This is a genomic window from Rhodococcus pyridinivorans (assembly GCF_900105195.1).
GTDB lineage: Bacteria > Actinomycetota > Actinomycetes > Mycobacteriales > Mycobacteriaceae > Rhodococcus > Rhodococcus pyridinivorans.
Window position 1 is genome coordinate 3732485 of sequence record NZ_FNRX01000002.1, and the last position, 17365, is coordinate 3749849.

Annotated in this window: 14 protein-coding genes and 1 tRNA gene; 3 read left to right on the forward strand and 12 right to left on the reverse strand. The window is 69.0% G+C overall.

The features are described from left to right. Window positions 1–73 precede the first annotated feature (73 nt). From rho to argS, 6 genes are all read right to left on the reverse strand, one after another. The gene (gene rho / locus BLV31_RS17725) at window positions 74–2167 is read right to left on the reverse strand and encodes a transcription termination factor Rho (protein ID WP_072740568.1); all 2094 of its coding nucleotides are present in this window, start codon (window positions 2165–2167) and stop codon (window positions 74–76) included. Window positions 2168–2558: 391 nt separating this feature from the next. Beyond that, complete coding sequence (gene thrB / locus BLV31_RS17730; RefSeq protein ID WP_033097981.1) at window positions 2559–3488, reverse strand: homoserine kinase; 930 nt, start codon at window positions 3486–3488, stop codon at window positions 2559–2561. A gap of 37 nt (window positions 3489–3525) precedes the next feature. Next, window positions 3526–4617: a threonine synthase gene (thrC, locus tag BLV31_RS17735; RefSeq protein ID WP_006552580.1), complete on the reverse strand. Its 1092-nt coding sequence runs from the start codon at window positions 4615–4617 to the stop codon at window positions 3526–3528. Further along, window positions 4614–5900, reverse strand: a complete 1287-nt coding sequence (locus BLV31_RS17740) for a homoserine dehydrogenase (RefSeq protein WP_006552579.1) — start codon at window positions 5898–5900, stop codon at window positions 4614–4616. Before BLV31_RS17740 ends, thrC begins: the two co-directional genes overlap by 4 nt. A gap of 38 nt (window positions 5901–5938) precedes the next feature. Continuing rightward, a complete protein-coding gene (lysA, locus tag BLV31_RS17745) occupies window positions 5939–7360 on the reverse strand; it encodes a diaminopimelate decarboxylase (RefSeq protein WP_064061234.1) in 1422 nt (473 codons plus the stop codon). Next, window positions 7357–9009, reverse strand: a complete 1653-nt coding sequence (gene argS, locus BLV31_RS17750; RefSeq protein WP_064061233.1) for an arginine--tRNA ligase — start codon at window positions 9007–9009, stop codon at window positions 7357–7359. The genes lysA and argS overlap by 4 nt, the downstream gene beginning before the upstream one ends. 155 nt (window positions 9010–9164) lie before the next feature. Here argS and BLV31_RS17755 point away from each other — a divergent pair, with 155 nt between their 5' ends. From BLV31_RS17755 to BLV31_RS17765, 3 genes are all read left to right on the forward strand, one after another. Next, window positions 9165–9986, forward strand: coding sequence for a thioredoxin-like domain-containing protein (locus BLV31_RS17755; RefSeq protein ID WP_064061232.1), 822 nt, complete (start codon window positions 9165–9167; stop codon window positions 9984–9986). Between the two features lie 2 nt (window positions 9987–9988). After that, the gene (locus tag BLV31_RS17760) at window positions 9989–10702 is read left to right on the forward strand and encodes a DUF305 domain-containing protein (protein ID WP_064061231.1); all 714 of its coding nucleotides are present in this window, start codon (window positions 9989–9991) and stop codon (window positions 10700–10702) included. Between the two features lie 120 nt (window positions 10703–10822). Further along, a tRNA-Arg gene (locus tag BLV31_RS17765) sits at window positions 10823–10898 on the forward strand. A 68-nt stretch (window positions 10899–10966) separates the two neighbouring features. Here BLV31_RS17765 and BLV31_RS17770 read toward each other — a convergent pair. The 6 genes from BLV31_RS17770 to BLV31_RS17795 form a co-directional block, all read right to left on the reverse strand. Continuing rightward, the gene (locus BLV31_RS17770) at window positions 10967–11329 is read right to left on the reverse strand and encodes a nuclear transport factor 2 family protein (RefSeq protein ID WP_064061230.1); all 363 of its coding nucleotides are present in this window, start codon (window positions 11327–11329) and stop codon (window positions 10967–10969) included. Beyond that, window positions 11326–12324, reverse strand: coding sequence for an MBL fold metallo-hydrolase (locus BLV31_RS17775; protein WP_064061229.1), 999 nt, complete (start codon window positions 12322–12324; stop codon window positions 11326–11328). Before BLV31_RS17775 ends, BLV31_RS17770 begins: the two co-directional genes overlap by 4 nt. A 52-nt stretch (window positions 12325–12376) precedes the next feature. Next, window positions 12377–13504, reverse strand: a complete 1128-nt coding sequence (locus BLV31_RS17780) for a 3'(2'),5'-bisphosphate nucleotidase CysQ (RefSeq protein ID WP_064061228.1) — start codon at window positions 13502–13504, stop codon at window positions 12377–12379. Next, entirely contained in the window at window positions 13501–15336 is a 1836-nt protein-coding gene (gene cysC, locus BLV31_RS17785; protein WP_064061227.1) for an adenylyl-sulfate kinase, read from the reverse strand. Before cysC ends, BLV31_RS17780 begins: the two co-directional genes overlap by 4 nt. Continuing rightward, window positions 15336–16268 (reverse strand): sulfate adenylyltransferase subunit CysD, encoded by a 933-nt coding sequence (gene cysD / locus BLV31_RS17790; protein ID WP_064061226.1) that lies wholly within the window; start codon window positions 16266–16268, stop codon window positions 15336–15338. Before cysD ends, cysC begins: the two co-directional genes overlap by 1 nt. A 115-nt stretch (window positions 16269–16383) precedes the next feature. Continuing rightward, a complete protein-coding gene (locus BLV31_RS17795) occupies window positions 16384–17325 on the reverse strand; it encodes an IclR family transcriptional regulator (protein WP_064061225.1) in 942 nt (313 codons plus the stop codon). Between the last annotated feature and the right edge of the window lie 40 nt (window positions 17326–17365).

Genomic DNA, 17365 nt, shown 5'->3' on the forward strand with positions numbered 1-17365 from the left:
ACCGGAGCCGGACTGAGCCTGCCGATTATGCCAAACGTAGGGCCCCGGGAGGAAATTCCCCGGGGCGCCGACGTCAGTCGTCGAGTGCCCCCGGTGCGGTCTTCGCCACATTCATGAGGAACTCGATGTTCGTCTTGGACTTCTTGAGCCGGTCGATGAGCAGATCGATCGCCTGGTGCGAATCGAGGCCGGAAAGCACGCGGCGGAGCTTGTGCACCACGGCGAACTCGTCGGGGCTCATGAGCAGCTCGTCCTTGCGGGTACCGGACGGGTTGACGTCGACCGCCGGGAACACGCGCCGCTCGGCGATCTTCCGGTCGAGCTTGAGCTCGGCGTTACCCGTGCCTTTGAACTCCTCGAAGATCACTGTGTCGCCGGTGGAACCGGTCTCGACCATCGCGGTGGCGATGATCGTGAGCGATCCGCCGTTCTCGATGTTGCGGGCGGCACCGAGGAAACGCTTCGGCGGGTACAGCGCGGTCGAGTCGACACCACCGGAGAGGATGCGTCCGGATGCCGGCGACGAGTTGTTGTACGCGCGGCCGAGACGGGTGATGGAGTCGAGGAGCACCACGACGTCCTGGCCCATCTCCACGAGACGCTTCGCACGCTCGATGGCGAGCTCGGCGACCGAGGTGTGATCCGACGGCGGCCGGTCGAAGGTCGAGGCGATGACCTCACCCTTCACCGAACGCTGCATGTCGGTGACCTCTTCGGGACGCTCGTCGACGAGCACGACCATCAGGTAGCACTCGGGGTTGTTGACGGCGATCGCGTTAGCGATGTCCTGGAGGACGGTGGTCTTACCGGCCTTCGGCGGCGACACGATGAGTGCACGTTGACCCTTACCGATCGGCATGACCAGGTCGATCACGCGCGTGGTGAGGATGTTCGGCTGGGTCTCGAGGCGCAGTCGCTGGTTGGGGTACAGCGGCGTGAGCTTGTTGAACTCGGGGCGGCGCTTGGCCGAGTCGACCTCGCGGCCGTTGACGGTGTCGAGACGAACCAGCGGGTTGAACTTCTGACGCTGGTTGCCTTGCTCGCCCTCACGGGGGACCCGCACGGCGCCGGTGATGGCGTCGCCGCGGCGCAGGCCGTTCTTGCGCACCATGTTCATCGACACGTACACGTCGTTCGGGCCGGCGAGGTAGCCGGAGGTGCGGACGAACGCGTAGTTGTCGAGGACGTCGAGGATGCCGGCGACCGGCTGCAGGACGTCGTCCTCGCGGATCTCGGGCTCGCGCGAGTCCGAACCGCTCTCGCCGCGGTCGCGTCCACGACGACGCTCACGGAAGCGACGACCCCGACGACCGCGGCCACCTTCCTCGTCGTCTCCCCCACGGTTGTCCTGGCCCTGGCGCGGACCCTGGTTACCGCCGTCGCGATCGCCGGCGTCCTGGTTGCGGTCACCCTGGTTACGGTCGCCCTGGTTACGGTCGCGGCGCGAGGAGCCGTCGCCGGAGTTACGGTCCTGGCCACGCTCGCGGTGCGAGTCGCGATCCTGGACCTTGTCGCGCTGCGAGTCGCGATCCTGGCGACCGTCCTCGGACGCGTCGGCACCCTCGGTCTGCTGGTTCTGGTCGGCGTTGTCGCCACCGCGGCGTCCGCGACGGCCACGGCCGCGGCGGTTACCGTCGGATTCGTTGTCGCCACTGGGGGTCTGGCCGCCCTGCGGCTTCTCCTGCGAGCTTTCTTCACCGTGCTTCACGTCGGCCTTCTGCTCGGCCTGTTCGGCGTCGGCCTTCTGCTCGGCCGGTGCGGCGTCGGCCTTCTGCTCGGGCGCGGCGGTCTCGTCGGTGGCGGCACGGCCACGGCGACCGCGGGTGCCACGCGAGGGTGCTCCCTCGGGCTTGTCGGCAGTCTCGGGCTTCCCCGCCGTCTCGGTCTTCGCTGCCGCGTCGGTCTTCTCGGGGGCAGCGGTCTTCTCGGCTGCAGGCTGCTCGGCAGGTGCGGCGGCGCCGCCTCCTTGCTTCTCCTTGATCGCAGCGATGAGATCACCCTTGCGCATCCCGGAGGTGCCCTTGATTCCGAGCTCGGCGGCAAGAGTCCGCAACTCGGCAAGCACCATGCCCGAAAGGCCTGCTCCGCGGCGACCGCGCGTGGTCGTCCGGCTACCGGCCTCGGGAATGTCGAGAGCAGGTGTAGTGATCAGGTCCGTATCTGTCACGGAGATCCTTCCTTCCCTCGCTCGCTCATGCGCAGCAGAGGGTTCGTCCCGCAGATCAGTTCGTCCACTGAGCTGGGATTTGCCGTACGAGTTCAGGGAAAACGAACGGTCGGCACGTCCGCCACCACACCGAAACCCGGTAGGTGCGGTCTGTCCCCCTCCCGGATCCGGGAGCAGGTGAGGATCGATCCAGGCTCGACGCCCCGATGGAGCTGGAGTGATTACCCTGGAGAATCCGGCGACTGATACGCACGACGTGCGGACACCCCACAGAATAGCGACGATCTGTACGTAGAGCAAGAATCGCCGTGCCAGATGGGACGTGTGTGTTGCACCACCCGTCGACCTCCATCCGGCACCATCCGTCGGTCCCCCAGCACTGCGCGTCTACTCAGTCGACCTGGACGCCCTCGGCGATCTCGAGTTCGAGCACCGTCAGTTCGTCGGCCTCGGCGGCGGCCCGCAGTTCGTCGGGCAGCGCGGAGGTCGTGAGCGCGAGCACGGTCGGCCCGGCACCCGAGACGACGGCGGGGATGCCCGCCTCGCGCAGTGCGGCCACCCATTTGGTGGTGAGCGGGAGTGCGGGTGCCCGCTGGGCCTGGTGGAGCAGATCCTGCGTTGCCGGCATCAGCAGCTCGGGCCGCTCGGTGAGCGCGACGACCGCGAGAGCCGCTCGGCTGACGTTGAACGCCGCGTCCCGATGTGGGACGAGTTCGGGCAGCAGGCCCCGGGTGTGGGCCGTCGACGAACGGACCGACGGGACGAAGGCGTACGCCTTGATGTCCGGGTGCACACGCAGGCTCACCGCGCGGTAGGTCCGCTGTTCGGAGTCGACTTCGACCTCGGTCCACGACACCACTGCCCCACCGAGGACGCTCGCGGAGGCGTTATCGGGATGGCCCTCGAACTCGGAGGCGAGCTGCACGAGCTGCTCGTCGTCGAGGACGCGCTCGGGAGCGATCTTGCGGACGAGCCCGTTGGCCGCTGCCAGCCCTCCCACCGCCGCCGAGGCGGAGGATCCCAGGCCACGCGAGTGCGGGATGACGTTGTGGCACACGACGTCCAGTCCGTCCGCCCACACACCGGCGGCCTCGAGTCCCCGCTCGACGGCACGGACCACGAGATGGGAGGGTCCCCACGGAACCTCCTGGGCGCCTTCCCCCTCCACCTTCACGTCGAGCCCGGAAGCCGTTGTCGTGACGGTGATCTCGTCGTACAGACCGAGGGCGAGACCCAGACAATCGAAGCCGGGACCGAGATTCGCGCTCGAAGCGGGAACCCGTGCCGTCACCGAAAGCCCCACGGGCAACGTCTGCGTCATGTCCTGATTCCCAACGGAGGAAGGCGTGGCGGTCAACTCAGGCCAACTCGAGCGCGGAGGCGACCGCGACCGGGTCGACCGGGATGGGCTCGACCACGGGCACGTCGCGCAGGGCCGTATCGGGGTCCTTGAGACCGTTGCCGGTCACGGTGCACACGACCTTCAGGCCGCGCTCGAGCCAGCCTTCCTTGCTCGCGGCGAGCAGACCTGCGATGGAGGCGGCCGAGGCCGGCTCGACGAAGATCGACTCGGACTTCGCGAGCAGCCGGTACGCCTCGAGGATCTCCTCGTCGGTCGCCGCACGGAATGCGCCGTTCGACTCCTCCTTGGCGGCCACCGCGCCGTTCCACGATGCGGGAGCGCCGATGCGGATGGCGGTCGCGATGGTCTCGGGATCCTTCACCGGATGGCCGAGGACGAGCGGCGCGGCACCAGCGGCCTGGACGCCGAGCATGCGCGGGCGGCGCGTGCTGAGGCCGTCGGCGGCGTACTCGCTGTAGCCCTTCCAGTAGGCGGTGATGTTGCCGGCATTGCCGACGGGCAGCACATGCACGTCGGGGGCGTCGCCGAGCGCGTCGACGATCTCGAAGGCGGCAGTCTTCTGGCCCTCGATACGCACCGGGTTCACGGAGTTGACCAGACCGATGGTGGAGAACTCCGCGGTGGTCTTGCGTGCCAGTTCCAGACAGTCGTCGAAGTTACCCTCGACCTGCACGATCTTCGCGCCGTGCATGACGGCCTGGGCGAGCTTGCCCATCGCGATCTTGCCCTGCGGGACGAGAACCGCGCAGCCGATGCCGGCGCGCGCGGCGTAGGCGGCGGCCGAGGCCGAGGTGTTACCGGTGGACGCGCACAGCACCGCCTGCTTGCCGGTCGCGAGGGCCTCGGTGACCGCCATGGTCATACCGCGGTCCTTGAACGAGCCGGTGGGGTTGAGACCCTCGACCTTGACATGCACCTCGCAGCCGGTGATCTCCGACAGGCGCGGAGCCGGGAGCAGCGGCGTGCCACCCTCGCGCAGCGTGACCGTCTTCCAGTCGTCACCGATCGGCAGGCGCGAACGGTACGCCTCGATCAGGCCCGGCCACGGCGTGTGTACGGGGGTGGTGTTCTTCTCGGCCGCGCTCATTCGGCGGATCCCTCCAGTCTCAGGACGCTGGTCACAGCGATCACGGATTCGAGTTTGTCGAGCGCTGCGACGGTATCCGCCAGCGCACGGTCGGTGGCTTGATGGGTGAGTACCACCAGACGGGCAGCGTCGCCCGCGCCTTCCTGGCGGACCGCTGCGATGCTCACGCCCCGCGTGGCGAACTCGGCGGCGACCGCGGAGAGCACGCCGGCGCGGTCGGCGACCTTCAGATTGACGTAGTAGCGGGTGAGGATGTCACTCATGGGCGCGATTTCCAGCTGCGCGTACTTCGATTCACGCGGACCACGACCGCCCTGCACCCGATTGCGGGCGGCCATCACGAGATCGCCCATCACGGCGGAGGCGGTGGGGGCGCCACCGGCACCCTGGCCGTAGAACATGAGCCGACCCGAGGACTCCGCTTCGACGACGACGGCGTTGAACGCACCGTTGACCGAGGCCAGCGGGTGCTCGCGGGGCACGAGGGCCGGGTAGACCCGGGCGGACACGCGGTCCTTGCCGTCGACGGACGGGACGCGCTCGCACAGCGCGAGCAGCTTGATCGTGCAGTTGAGCGCGCGCGCCGAGGTGAGGTCGGCGGCGGTGATCGAGGAGATGCCCTCGCGGTAGACGTCGGCGGCCGTCACGCGGGTGTGGAAGGCGATCGACGCGAGGATCGCCGCCTTCGAGGCGGCGTCGAAGCCTTCGACGTCGGCGGTGGGATCGGCCTCGGCGTATCCGAGGCGGCCCGCCTCGGCGAGCGTCTCGCCGTAGTCGGCGCCCGTCTCGTCCATGGCCGAGAGGATGTAGTTCGTGGTGCCGTTGACGATGCCGACGACCCGGTTGACCTTGTCGCCCGCGAGCGACTGGGTAAGCGGGCGGATCACCGGGATCGCGCCGGCCACGGACGCCTCGAAGTACAGGTCGACGTTGCGGGCCTCGGCCACCTCGGCCAGTTCGCCGGTGTAGGCGGCGAGCAGTGCCTTGTTGGCGGTGACGACGGACTTGCCGGCGTCGAGCGCCGTGCGCACGAGCTTGCGGGGCAGTTCGATGCCACCGATGAGCTCGACGACGATGTCGACGTCGTCGCGGCGGATCAGCGCCTCGGCGTTCGTCGTGACCAGTTCCGCGGGAAGACCCCGGTCGCGGGCGGCGTCGCGCACGGCGACGCCCCTCAGCTCGAGGGGGGCACCGATGCGCGCCTCGAGATCCGCGGCGTCCTCGCGGATGATCCGCGCGACCTCGGCACCGACGGTGCCATGTCCGAGAACCGCCACACCCACCGGACGCCGGCCCGAAGCATCGGTCGCCGTTACACTGGTCACTCCGAAACCTCCAAGTTGAGCAGATCTTCGAGGGTCTCGCGGCGCAGCAGAACGCGCGAGACGCCGTCCTTGACCGCCACGACGGCGGGGCGAGGAAGCAGGTTGTACCTGCTCGACATCGAGTAGCAGTATGCACCCGTCGCCGCGACCGCCAGTAAATCACCGGCTGCGACGTCTGCGGGCATCCAAGCGTCGCGGATGACGATGTCGCCGCTCTCGCAGTGCTTGCCGACGACGCGCGAGACCACCGGCTCGGCGTCGCTCACGCGGGAGACGAGGCGCGACTCGTACTCCGCCTGGTACAGCGATGTGCGGATGTTGTCGCTCATGCCGCCGTCGACGCTGATGTAGCGGCGGACGTGCCCGGAACCGACCTCGACGTCCTTGAGGGTTCCCACCTCGTAGAGCGTCACTGTGCCCGGTCCGGCGATGGCGCGACCCGGTTCGACCGCGAGGGTCGGGACCGGCAGCCCGGCGAGCGCGGACTCGGTGCGGACGATGTCGCCCAGCTTCGCCGCGAGGTCGGCGACCGGCGGCGGGTCGTCGCTCGGCACGTACGAGATGCCCAGACCACCGCCGAGATCGACGATGTTCATCTGCGAGGTCTTGTCGACACCGAACTCGGCGACGATGTCGCGCAGCAGGCCGATGACGCGGTGGGCGGCCAGTTCGAAGCCGTCGACATCGAAGATCTGCGAGCCGATGTGGCTGTGCAGGCCGACGAGGCGGAGATTGTCGGCCGCGAAGACGCGGCGCACGGCCTGCATGGCGTTGCCACCGGCGAGCGAGAGCCCGAACTTCTGGTCCTCGTGCGCGGTGGAGATGAACTCGTGGGTGTGGGCCTCGACGCCCACGGTCACGCGGATGAGCACGTCCTGGACGACACCGGCCTCACCGGCGACCGCGTCGAGCCGGTCGATTTCGGCGAGCGAGTCGAGCACGATGTGCCCGACCCCGGCGGTCACGGCGGCCTGCAGTTCGCGGACGGACTTGTTGTTGCCGTGCATCGCGATCTTCCCGGCGGGGAATCCGGCGTGCAGGGCCACGGCGAGCTCACCGCCGGACGCGACGTCGAGCGAGAGCCCTTCCTGATGAACCCACCGTGCGATCTCGCTGCACAGGAACGCCTTCGACGCGTAGTGCACCTTCGCCGACGGGCCGAAGGCCTCGGCGATCTCCCGGCAGCGGGAGCGGAAGTCGTCTTCGTCGACGACGAACAGCGGGGTGCCGTACTTCTCGGCGAGCTCGGTCACCGGGATACCGGCGATGCGCATGACGCCGTCCTCGCCGCGCGCGGCATTGCGGGGCCACACGTGTGGGGCCAGCGCGTTGAGCGCCGCGGTGTCGGCCGGGCGCTCGGGCAGGTTGGGGGCGTGCGGGATCTGGGCGTGACGCGGTCCCGCGGGGTGCGCGTTCACATCCGCTCCGGGGCGGTGACGCCGAGCAGGCCGAGGCCGTTGGCGAGGACCTGGCGTGCGGCCGCGCACAACGCGAGTCGCGCGGTGTGCAGCGGTCCGGCCTCCTCGTCGCCCTGCGGCAGGATCCGGCAGGCGTCGTAGAAGCGGTGGTAGGTGCCCGCGAGTTCCTCGAGATAGCGGGCGACGCGGTGCGGTTCGCGCAGTTCGGCCGCCTTTGCCAGCACCCGGGGGTACTCGCCGAGGGTGCGGATGAGGTCGCCCTCGCGCTCGTGGGTGAGTAGCGAGAAGTCGGCGCCCTCGGCGGTCAGGCCGAGATCGGCGGCGTTGCGCGCGATCGACGACAGTCGTGCGTGGGCGTACTGGACGTAGTAGACCGGGTTCTCGTTCGTGGTGCTCGCCCACAGCTCGAGGTCGATGTCGATGCTCTGGTCCACCGAGGAACGCACGAGCGAGTAGCGGGCGGCGTCGACGCCGATCGCCTCGACGAGGTCGTCGAGGGTGATCACGGTGCCGGCCCGCTTGCTCATCCTCACGGCCTCGCCGCCACGGACGAGGTTGACCATCTGGCCGATCATCACCTCGACGGTGTCGGGGTCGTCGCCGAACGCCGCCGCGGCGGCCTTCAGACGCGCGATGTAGCCGTGGTGGTCGGCACCGAGCATGTAGATGCACAGGTCGAAGCCGCGCGAGCGCTTGTCCTGGAAGTAGGCGATGTCGCCGGCGATGTAGGCGGCGTTGCCGTCGGACTTGATGACGACACGGTCCTTGTCGTCGCCGTAATCGGTGCTCTTGAGCCACCACGCGCCGTCGTCGAAGTACAGATTGCCCGACGCCTTCAGGGTCTCGACGGCCTTCTCGACGGCTCCGCTCTCGAAGAGGGAGTTCTCGTGGAAGTACACGTCGAAGTCGACGCCGAACTCGTGGAGGGTGCGCTTGATGTGCGCGAACATCAGGTCCACGCCGATCGAGCGGAACGTCTCGTGCCGCTCGTCCTCGGGGAGCTCGAGGGCGTCGGGGCGCTGCTCGAGCACGGAGGAGGCGATGTCGATGATGTACGCGCCGGCGTAGCCGTCCTCGGGGGCGGGCTGTCCGAGTGCGGAGGCGATGAGCGACCGGGTGAAGCGGTCGATCTGCGCGCCGTGGTCGTTGAAGTAGTACTCGCGGGTGACCTCGCCGCCCTGGGCGGTGAGGATGCGTCCGAGCGCGTCGCCGACCGCGGCCCAGCGGGTGCCACCGAGGTGGATCGGGCCGGTGGGGTTGGCGGAGACGAACTCGAGGTTGATCCTCGTGTTCGCGAGGTCGCTGCCGGTGCCGTAGGCGGCGCCCTCGGCGAGCACCTTCGCCACGATCGCTCCCTGGGCGTCGGCGGCGAGCCGGATGTTGAGGAAGCCGGGGCCCGCGACCTCGGCGGAGTCGATGCCGTCGGCGGCGGTCAAGGCTTCGGCGAGCCAGGTGGCGAGTTCGCGGGGATTGACGCCGACCTTCTTCGCAACCTGCATCGCGACGTTGGTCGCGTAGTCGCCGTGCTCCGGATTGCGCGGGCGCTCGACGGTGAGGGTCTCGGGAAGAACGGACGCGTCGAGACCACGGTCGGTGAGGACACCGGCGGCGGTTCCGCGGAGCAGCTGAGCAAGGTCGGAGGGAGTCACAGGTGTCCATCCTATTGGCTGGTCGATCGCGGCGCCGACGCTCCCCCTACCGGCAGGTCGGGGCACCGCGCGAGAGCACGCCCGTAGAGTTGTGGGTGTTTGTGCGCCCGATGGGCGCGCGTCCGCCTGTCCACCCGTCGAAAGAGCACACAGCGATGCCCAGCGGTTCGGTTAGTGGCGGCTCCGGTAACAAGAAGACCGGAGCCAAGTCGTCGAAGGCCATTCAGGCCGCCAAGAAGAAGAGCGGCGGCGCTCCCGGGGTCTCCGGGCAGCGCCAGATCCCGTGGTTGACGATCGGCGGCGTGGCCCTGGTCGTCGTGCTGGTCGCCGTGATCGCTGTGAGCCTCATCCCGAAGTATCAGAACCAGCAGGAGATGTCGGCGTGGACGCCGTCGGAGTCCAACCAGGACCCGTCGGACGACATCGAGGGCGTGCTGAAGATGGAGTACCCGGCCGGTGTGCACGTCGCGCCGGGCCAGCGCGTCGCGTACGACCAGTCGCCGCCGTTCGGTGGCCCTCACGACTCCGTCTGGGCGACCTGCACCGGAACGGTCTACGAGCAGCCTGTGCGGAACGAGAACATGGTGCATTCGCTCGAGCACGGCGCCGTGTGGGTGGCATACAACCCCGATCTGCTCGACGACGCCGCGGTCGACACGCTCCGCGCGAAGGTCGACGGCCGCACCTACATGGTGATGTCACCGTATCCGGGACTCGAGGCTCCCGTCTCACTGCAGTCGTGGGGTCACCGGCTCGAGGTCGACAGCGTCGACGACGAGCGCATCGACCAGTTCATCAGCGCGCTGCGCCTGAACCAGTACACCTACCCCGAGGTGGGTGCGAGCTGCTCGACGATCCCCGGTTCGTTCGATCCGGCGAACCCGCCGGCCTTCGACGCTTCCGAGCCCGGCCCCGACGCGGTGCCGATGAACGCGGAGACCGCGGGCGACATGCAGCAGGCACCGGCCGGGAGCTGACGATGAGCGAGACCTCCTCGGACATCTCCACCCCCGAGCGTGGTGGGCAAAACCGGCTGCTGCTGGTGCTGCTCACCGTCGCTGCGGTCACCGTCGGTTTCCTCGCGGGGTTCCTGTCCCGGATCCCCTTCGAGGACTCCGCGCAGGCGGCGCCGGAGGCCGGCTCGGTGGACGTCGGATTCGCGCAGGACATGATCGTGCACCACGACCAGGGCGTCGAGATGGCCGCCGTGGTGGTCTCCAACTCGGAGGACGATCGGATCCGCAACATCGCGTACGACATCCTCACCACCCAGCAGAACCAGATCGGTCAGATGCAGGGCTGGTTGTCACTGTGGGGACAGCCGGCGCTGCCGACGGGCGAGTACATGGAGTGGATGACCGAGACGGAGACGGGTCACGGACACGGTGATCACGGTGCGACCGCCGAGTCCGAGGATTCGGACGGCTCGCACCTGATGCCGGGGATGGCGACCTCCGAGGATCTCGCGAATCTCCGGGCCGCTCGCGGTCCCGAACTGGACGTGCTCTTCCTTCAGCTGATGCTGCGCCACCACGAAGGTGGTCTGCCGATGATGGAGTACGGCGAGCAGTACGCGAGCACCTCGGCAGTGCGCAATCTGGCGGGCACGATGGTCGCGACGCAGCAGGGTGAGTCGGACCTGATGAGGTCGCTGCTCGCCGAGCGCGGCGCCGAACCGCTGCCCCTCAACTGAGTCTTCGCGCGGGCGAACCGCAACTTCGGGCCGAAAACCGGCTCTGACCTGGCGATGTGGAGTTGAGCGTTCGATGCGCTAGGCTAACTCCCGCACCTCCGGTCATCCGGTGGTCCGGATGCCCTCGTAGCTCAGGGGATAGAGCGCTTGCCTCCGGAGCAAGAAGTCGCAGGTTCGAATCCTGCCGAGGGCACCACGAAGGCTCCGCTTCTCATGAAGCGGGGCCTTCAGGTGTTCCAGGGCCTTCGGTGTCCCAGAGGCCGGTCAGTTTCCGGTGGTGAAGGGTGTGGGATCGAAGTAGTCGCGGCAGGCCGCGATCCTACCGTGGACGATCTCGAAGACGCCTGTGACGGGCAGCTCGATCGTCCGGCCGTTCATCGTGAACACATCGGTGCGTTCGTTGAGCACGACGTTGCCGGAGACCGCCTGGTGGTGGATGCGGTAGTCGATGGCCCCGAAGGACGTCACGAAGCCCACGATGTACTTCTCGATCGCCGCGCGGCCGCGGATCGGTTCCATCGGGATGTTGTGGAAGACCGCATCCTCGGCGAAGAAGGCCGCGAGCTCGGCAGGATCGGGATCGGCCCAGCGACGGCAGAACTCGGTGACCAGCTCGTCGGGGCTCATCGGGTCTGCACGCGCGCGAAGCGGGCGGGTTCCGTACCGGGCACGCGACGGACCCGTCCCCGCTCGATGAGCTGCCGGACGTGCGCCGAGCCCTCTGCGAGCGCCATCCGCTTGCCGTGCAAGGGAGTCTCGTCCCACGGCCGGTACCAGCGCATGCGGGCGGTGGCCTCCCACAGCGTGAGTTCCTCGTCGCCGAACGCGTCGTAGAGATCGTCGAGGCGCTGGTCGTGATGGGCGATCAATTCGCCGACGCGGTGCGGCAGGTCGTCGATCTGCTGCCGGTGCGCGGGCAGTGCGCGTCGCACGGGCAGGCCGGCGACCGCGCGCAGCGAGTCGAGGTACTCCCCCAGCGCGTCGCGTTGCGGCAGAGGGAAATCGAACTCGCCGACGTGCGGGGTCGTGGTCGCGAGGACGTGGTCGCCGCTGAACAGCACGCCGTGTTTCTCGAGCAGGAAACACGCGTGGCCGGCGGTGTGGCCGGGGGTCAGCACGGTGCGCAGGGATCGTCCCGTCAGCGGGATCGTCTCGTCGGCACCGAGTTTGCGGTCGGGCAGCGCGTCGGGACGGCCGACCGCCGGTACGAGGGTGGCCAGCGACTCCTCGATCGCGTCCTCGGGTGCCCCTGCGCGGCGCAGCAGTTCGGCTTCCTGGGGACGGCGATCGTCGTCGGAGAGCATGACCTCGAGGTGGGCGAAGTCGGCCTCGTTCATCGCGACCCAGCACCCGGAGGCCTCCCGGATGCGTCCGGTTAGCCCGACGTGGTCGGGATGGAAGTGGGTGACCACCACGCCCTCGACGTCGGTGACCGACAGGCCCGCGGTGGCCAGGCCGTCCTGCAGGGCCGCCCACGACCGGTCGTCGTTCCAGCCGACGTCGACGAGGACGACGCCACGCGGGGATTCCATCACGTAGACCTGGGTGTCGCCGACCGGCAGGTCCGCCACCGGGACGGGAACGACGTGGATGCCGTCCCCGATATCACGCGCTTCGGCCATGGTGATGCCTCTCGATCATGGTGACTTTCGTTCGAAAGCTACAACAATGAATTCAACTATTACCCTGCGCGGGCTCGATGATCGCCACGATCGATCGGATCTCCCCCGCCGGGATGTCGAAGTGCTCGGTCACCGCGACCGACGTCTCGGCGCCCGGACCTGCTGCGATGTCCAGGACGAACCGCGCGACGACACTGTGCTGCCATTCGCGGAACTGCAGGTCGCGGACGCGGCGGATGGGCCGGTATTCCGGGCCGTTCTCGAGGCGGTCGCGGATCTCGATGCCGCTGTCGCCGGTGCGTTCCCCGTTCTCGACCCGCCAGGCGTCCTCGGCGAGCCGGACGTGGGACGCGTCGTGGCTGACCAGGGATCGGATGTATGCGCGTGCCATCGCGGCGCGGGGGCTGTCGGTCGGCCCGGTGGCGTGCGCGGCCAGCGCGGCCATCACCTCCGGTGCCCAGTCTGCGCGGCAGATCACGAGGTCGGGCAGATACGGGTGCGGCCGGTTGTATTCGAGTTCGCTGCCGTCGATCCGCGCGCAGTGCAGACCCGCAGCGCGCGCGACCGCGACCGGCGCCGCCGAATCCCACTCCCACTGACCTCCGGCGTGGATGTAGGCGTCGGCCTCCCCGCGGACCACCGCCATGGCCTTGGCACCGGCCGACCCCATCCGGATCAGATCGGCACCGAGATCGCGGGCCAGATCGAAGACGAAGGCGGGCGGCCTGCTCCCGCTGATGACGATGCGGGGGCGACGGCGGGCCGGCCGCGGCGCCGGGACCGGATCTGCGGTGCTGTGGACGACGCCGATCGCCGGTTGCGCGACCGCGGCGGCGGTGAGCCCTCGTCCTGCCTCCCAGAGCGCGATGTGGACCGCCCAGTCGACATGGTCGGGCATCCCGTACTCCTTCGACCCGTCGAGCGGGTCGATGATCCAGACGCGGTCGGCGCCGACCCGGGCCGGATCGTCCGCGGATTCCTCCGAGAGCACCGCGTCGCCGGGCCGCGCGGTCGCCAGCCGTTCGAGGATGTAGGTGTTGGCGGCGTGGTCGCCGCGCCGGCCCAGCTCGCGCCCGGTAAGGGCATCCGATTCGATGGCGCGGACCGTGAGCAGCAGTTCACCTGCGCCGGAAGCCGTCTCGGCCGCGAGCCGAGCGTCGTCGGTGTTGTCGTGCGTCATGGCCTCAACAATTCCACGACGAGGCCCGCCTGCACGGCAGGCGTGCCGTCGTGGGGGCGCACGACCAGCTCGGGATCGGACGGTGGTTCGTAGGGATCATCGACGCCGGTGAAACCGGTGATCTCACCGGCACGTGCCCGCGCGTACATGCCCTTCGGGTCGCGGGCCTCGCAGTCGGCGAGCGGCGTATCGACGAAGACCTCGACGAACCGGATCCCGGACTCCTCGTGCTGCCGGCGGATGCGGTCGCGGTCCTGACGGTAGGGACTGATGAGCGCGCAGATCGCGACGAGTCCGGCGTCGGCCATCAGCTGTGCGACCGCACCGACGCGGCGGACGTTCTCCGCGCGGTCCTCCGGACCGAAGCCGAGGTCGGCGTTGAGGCCGTGCCGGAGGTTGTCGCCGTCGAGGCGGTAGGCGGGGATGCCCTCGGCGAGCAGTCGTCGTTCGAGTTCGACGGCGAGGGTGGACTTGCCGGAGGCGGACAGCCCGGTGAGCCATACCGTCGCCCCGGCTCTCCCCCGTTCGGGCCGTGAGACCGCCGCCGAGTGCCAGACCACCGCCGTGTCGGCGAGTGTCGGGCCGGTGATCGTTCCGGCCGCGACGGTGTTGCCGGTGCGTTCGTCGACGAGCACGAAGCTTCCGGTAGTGCGGTTGCGCCGGTAGGGGTCGAACAGCAGCGGCTGTTGCGTCCACAATTGCACGCGGCCGATCTCGTTGAGACCGAGCGTCGTCGCGGCCTCGTCGCGGTGCAGGCTGTTGACGTCGAGGCGGTAGTCCAGCCGCGCGACCCGCGCGATGGTCGAGCGCGTGGTGTGCAGCAGGGCGTAGCGGGCGTCCGGATCGAGGGCGGAGCGTTCGTCGAACCAGCACACCATGGCGTCGATCTCGTGGCCGACGAGCGGACGATTGTTGGGGCGGCACAGCATGTCGCCGCGTCCGACGTCGAGGTCGTCCTCGAGTTCGACGCACACCGCCGCACCGGCGAAGGCGTGCTCGAGTTCCGTCCCGCCCGGCCCCCACAACGTTCGCACCCGCGTTCCGAAACCGGAAGGGAGAACGACCACCTCATCGCCGGGCGCGAATCCGCCGGCGGCGACCGTCCCGGCGTAGCCGCGGAAGTCGCGGTGTTCACCCTCGCCCGGCCGGATGACGTACTGCACGGGCAGTCGGGCATCGATGAGGTTGGTGTCCGACGCGATGTGGACCTGTTCGAGATGGTGCAGCAGCGAAGTCCCCTCGTACCACGGCATGTTCGCGGTGCGGGAGACGACGTTGTCGCCGTGCAGGGCGGAGACGGGAACGAAGGCGAGGTCGGGCATGTCGAGCTTCGCCGCGAGATTCCGGAACTCGTCGCAGATCTCGTCGAACCGGCTCTGCGACCAGTCCACCAGGTCCATCTTGTTGATGCACAGCACCACGTGCCGCACCCCGAGCAGCGACGCGAGAAAGGCGTGCCGGCGGGTCTGCTCGACGATGCCGTTGCGGGCGTCGACGAGGACGAGTGCCAGGTCTGCGGTGGACGCCCCGGTGACCATGTTGCGCGTGTACTGCTCGTGACCGGGAGTGTCGGCGATGACGAATGTTCTGTGCGCCGTGGCGAAATAGCGATAGGCGACGTCGATCGTGATGCCCTGTTCGCGTTCGGCGCGCAGGCCGTCGGTGAGCAGCGCGAGATCGGCGCGGTCGGCGCCGCGGTCGAGGCTCGTGCGGGTCACCGCCTCGAGTTGGTCCTCGAAGACGGCCTTCGAGTCGAACAGCAATCGTCCGATGAGCGTGGACTTGCCGTCGTCGACGCTGCCGGCGGTGGCGATGCGCAGCAGGTAGGACATCAGAAATAGCCTTCCCTCTTGCGGTCTTCCATTCCGGCGTCGGAGATCCGGTCGTCCGCCCGCGTGGCGCCGCGTTCGGTGACCCTGCTGGCGGAGACCTCGGTGACCACCTCGTCCGCGGTGGTGGCGGCGGATTCGACGCAGCCGGTGCACGTCGCGTCACCGACGGTGCGGAACCGGACGAGACTCTCGCGCGGAGTCTCCCCGGGGAGGAGGGTAAGAAAACGGTTGTGCGCGAGCAGCATTCCGTCGCGCTCGATCACCGGTCGCCGGTGGGCGTAGTACAGGGACGGCAGGTCGACGCCCTCGTCGCGGATGTAGCGCCAGATGTCGAGTTCGGTCCAGTTGGACAGCGGGAAGACCCGCATGTGTTCGCCGCGGCGGTGCCGGCCGTTGTACAGCTGCCACAGTTCGGGTCGCTGCGCCTTCGGGTCCCACTGCCCGAACTCGTCGCGCAGGCTGAAGATGCGTTCCTTCGCGCGGGCCTTCTCCTCGTCGCGACGAGCACCCCCGAAGACGGCGTCGAATCCCCCTTCCCGCAACGCGCGCAGGAGGGTTCCGGCCTGGAGCCGGTTGCGGGTCGCGTGCGGTCCGTCGTCCTCGACGGCACGCCCGGCATCGATGTCGTCCTGCACCGAGGCGACGATCGACCGGATCCCCAGGCGCTCGACGGTGCGGTCGCGGAAGTCGATCACCTCGTCGAAGTTGTGCCCGGTGTCGATGTGCAGGACGGGGAACGGCAGCGGCGCCGGCCAGAACGCCTTGGCCGCGAGGTGGAGCATCACCGCGGAGTCCTTACCACCCGAGAACAGCAGGACGGGATGGGAAAAGGTCGCGGCGACCTCGCGGAAGATGTGCACGGACTCGGCTTCGAGCGCACCGAGCAGCGAAAGTTCGTAGGTCGGTGGTCGTTGCGGTGGCACCGTGGTCACTCGTGCCCCTCTCACCCAGCTCGGTACACATGTGTACCGATGCGGTCGAAGATTACTCCGCAACAGTAGAACGAGTTTCAATTCCAGGTCAACGGGTGGTCTCCGCAGCCCTCCGTCAGCGCAGTGGCCGGTGTCCGCCGAGATCTGCGGTGATCGCATCCGCGACCGCCACGAGCGCCGCGCCGTAGCGTTCGATCCCGGCGGCGTCCACCTCCCGCTCGAGGTGCAGCGTGAGCACGAGCGACTGGTGGCCGTCGGGATCGTAGGCCGGGGCGGCCACGAGGTTGACCGCCCGCTTCTCCCCCGCGGCGAAGGCGTCGGGCAGCAGCACGCGCTCGCCGGGGCTGGCCACGAGTTCCGCCAGCATCTCCCTCATCTCGGGCGCGAGGTCGTGCGAGACCACTCCCGCCATGAGCGCGTACAGGCGACGGCCGCCGGGAGTGAGGGACTCCGCCAGATAACCGGTCCGGCGACATTCGGTGACGATCCGCCACAGCTCGTCGCGGTCGACGGTCACGGGCAGGGTCGGCTCTCGCCGCAGCCACTGTTCGATGCGCTCGTCGGTGTCCCACAGCACGTACATCAGCCCCACCGGGGGCGCGAAGGGGTACACCTCCCCCACGCGTGCCGCCGCGGCCGTGCCGTGGCCACCGATGACGTCGAGCACCGCGATCCGGTCGCCGACGACCGCCGACGCAGAGCACATCACGGCGAACTCCTCGGAGAGGGCGGCGAGATGCCGGTGGGCGACCGGCCCGGACGCGAAGCCGCGCTGGGCTGCGCGTCCCGCGACGATCAGTGCCGGCCCGAGACCGTAGGTCTTGTCGACGGGGTCGCGGATCAGATAACCCGCGTCGGCGAGCACGGTGAGGATGCCCAAGCAGGTGGGCTTGCTCAGATCGAGATCGCGCGCCAGTTCCGACAGTCCGAACCGGACGCCGGGTCGCGCGACGAGGTGGTCGAGGACCTGCACGACGCGTTCCGTGGGCGGCGACCGGCGGGCGGCTCCCGCCCCGGCGGTCGGCTTCCCGAGTGTCTCGGTCTCGCGACGAGCCATTGACCCTCCCTGGAACACGTTCTACTCTCGGCGCAGCGGA

Excerpts from the sequence above, each read along its gene's own strand:
- BLV31_RS17795 (WP_064061225.1), bottom strand. The coding sequence starts at position 17,325 with ATGGCTCGTCGCGAGACCGAGACACTCGGGAAGCCGACCGCCGGGGCG.
- BLV31_RS17755 (WP_064061232.1), top strand. The coding sequence starts at position 9,165 with ATGCCCAGCGGTTCGGTTAGTGGCGGCTCCGGTAACAAGAAGACCGGA.
- BLV31_RS17775 (WP_064061229.1), bottom strand. The coding sequence starts at position 12,324 with ATGGCCGAAGCGCGTGATATCGGGGACGGCATCCACGTCGTTCCCGTC.
- BLV31_RS17770 (WP_064061230.1), bottom strand. The coding sequence starts at position 11,329 with ATGAGCCCCGACGAGCTGGTCACCGAGTTCTGCCGTCGCTGGGCCGAT.
- BLV31_RS17780 (WP_064061228.1), bottom strand. The coding sequence starts at position 13,504 with ATGACGCACGACAACACCGACGACGCTCGGCTCGCGGCCGAGACGGCT.
- BLV31_RS17760 (WP_064061231.1), top strand. The coding sequence starts at position 9,989 with ATGAGCGAGACCTCCTCGGACATCTCCACCCCCGAGCGTGGTGGGCAA.
- thrC (WP_006552580.1), bottom strand. The coding sequence starts at position 4,617 with ATGAGCGCGGCCGAGAAGAACACCACCCCCGTACACACGCCGTGGCCG.
- cysC (WP_064061227.1), bottom strand. The coding sequence starts at position 15,336 with ATGTCCTACCTGCTGCGCATCGCCACCGCCGGCAGCGTCGACGACGGC.
- thrB (WP_033097981.1), bottom strand. The coding sequence starts at position 3,488 with ATGACGCAGACGTTGCCCGTGGGGCTTTCGGTGACGGCACGGGTTCCC.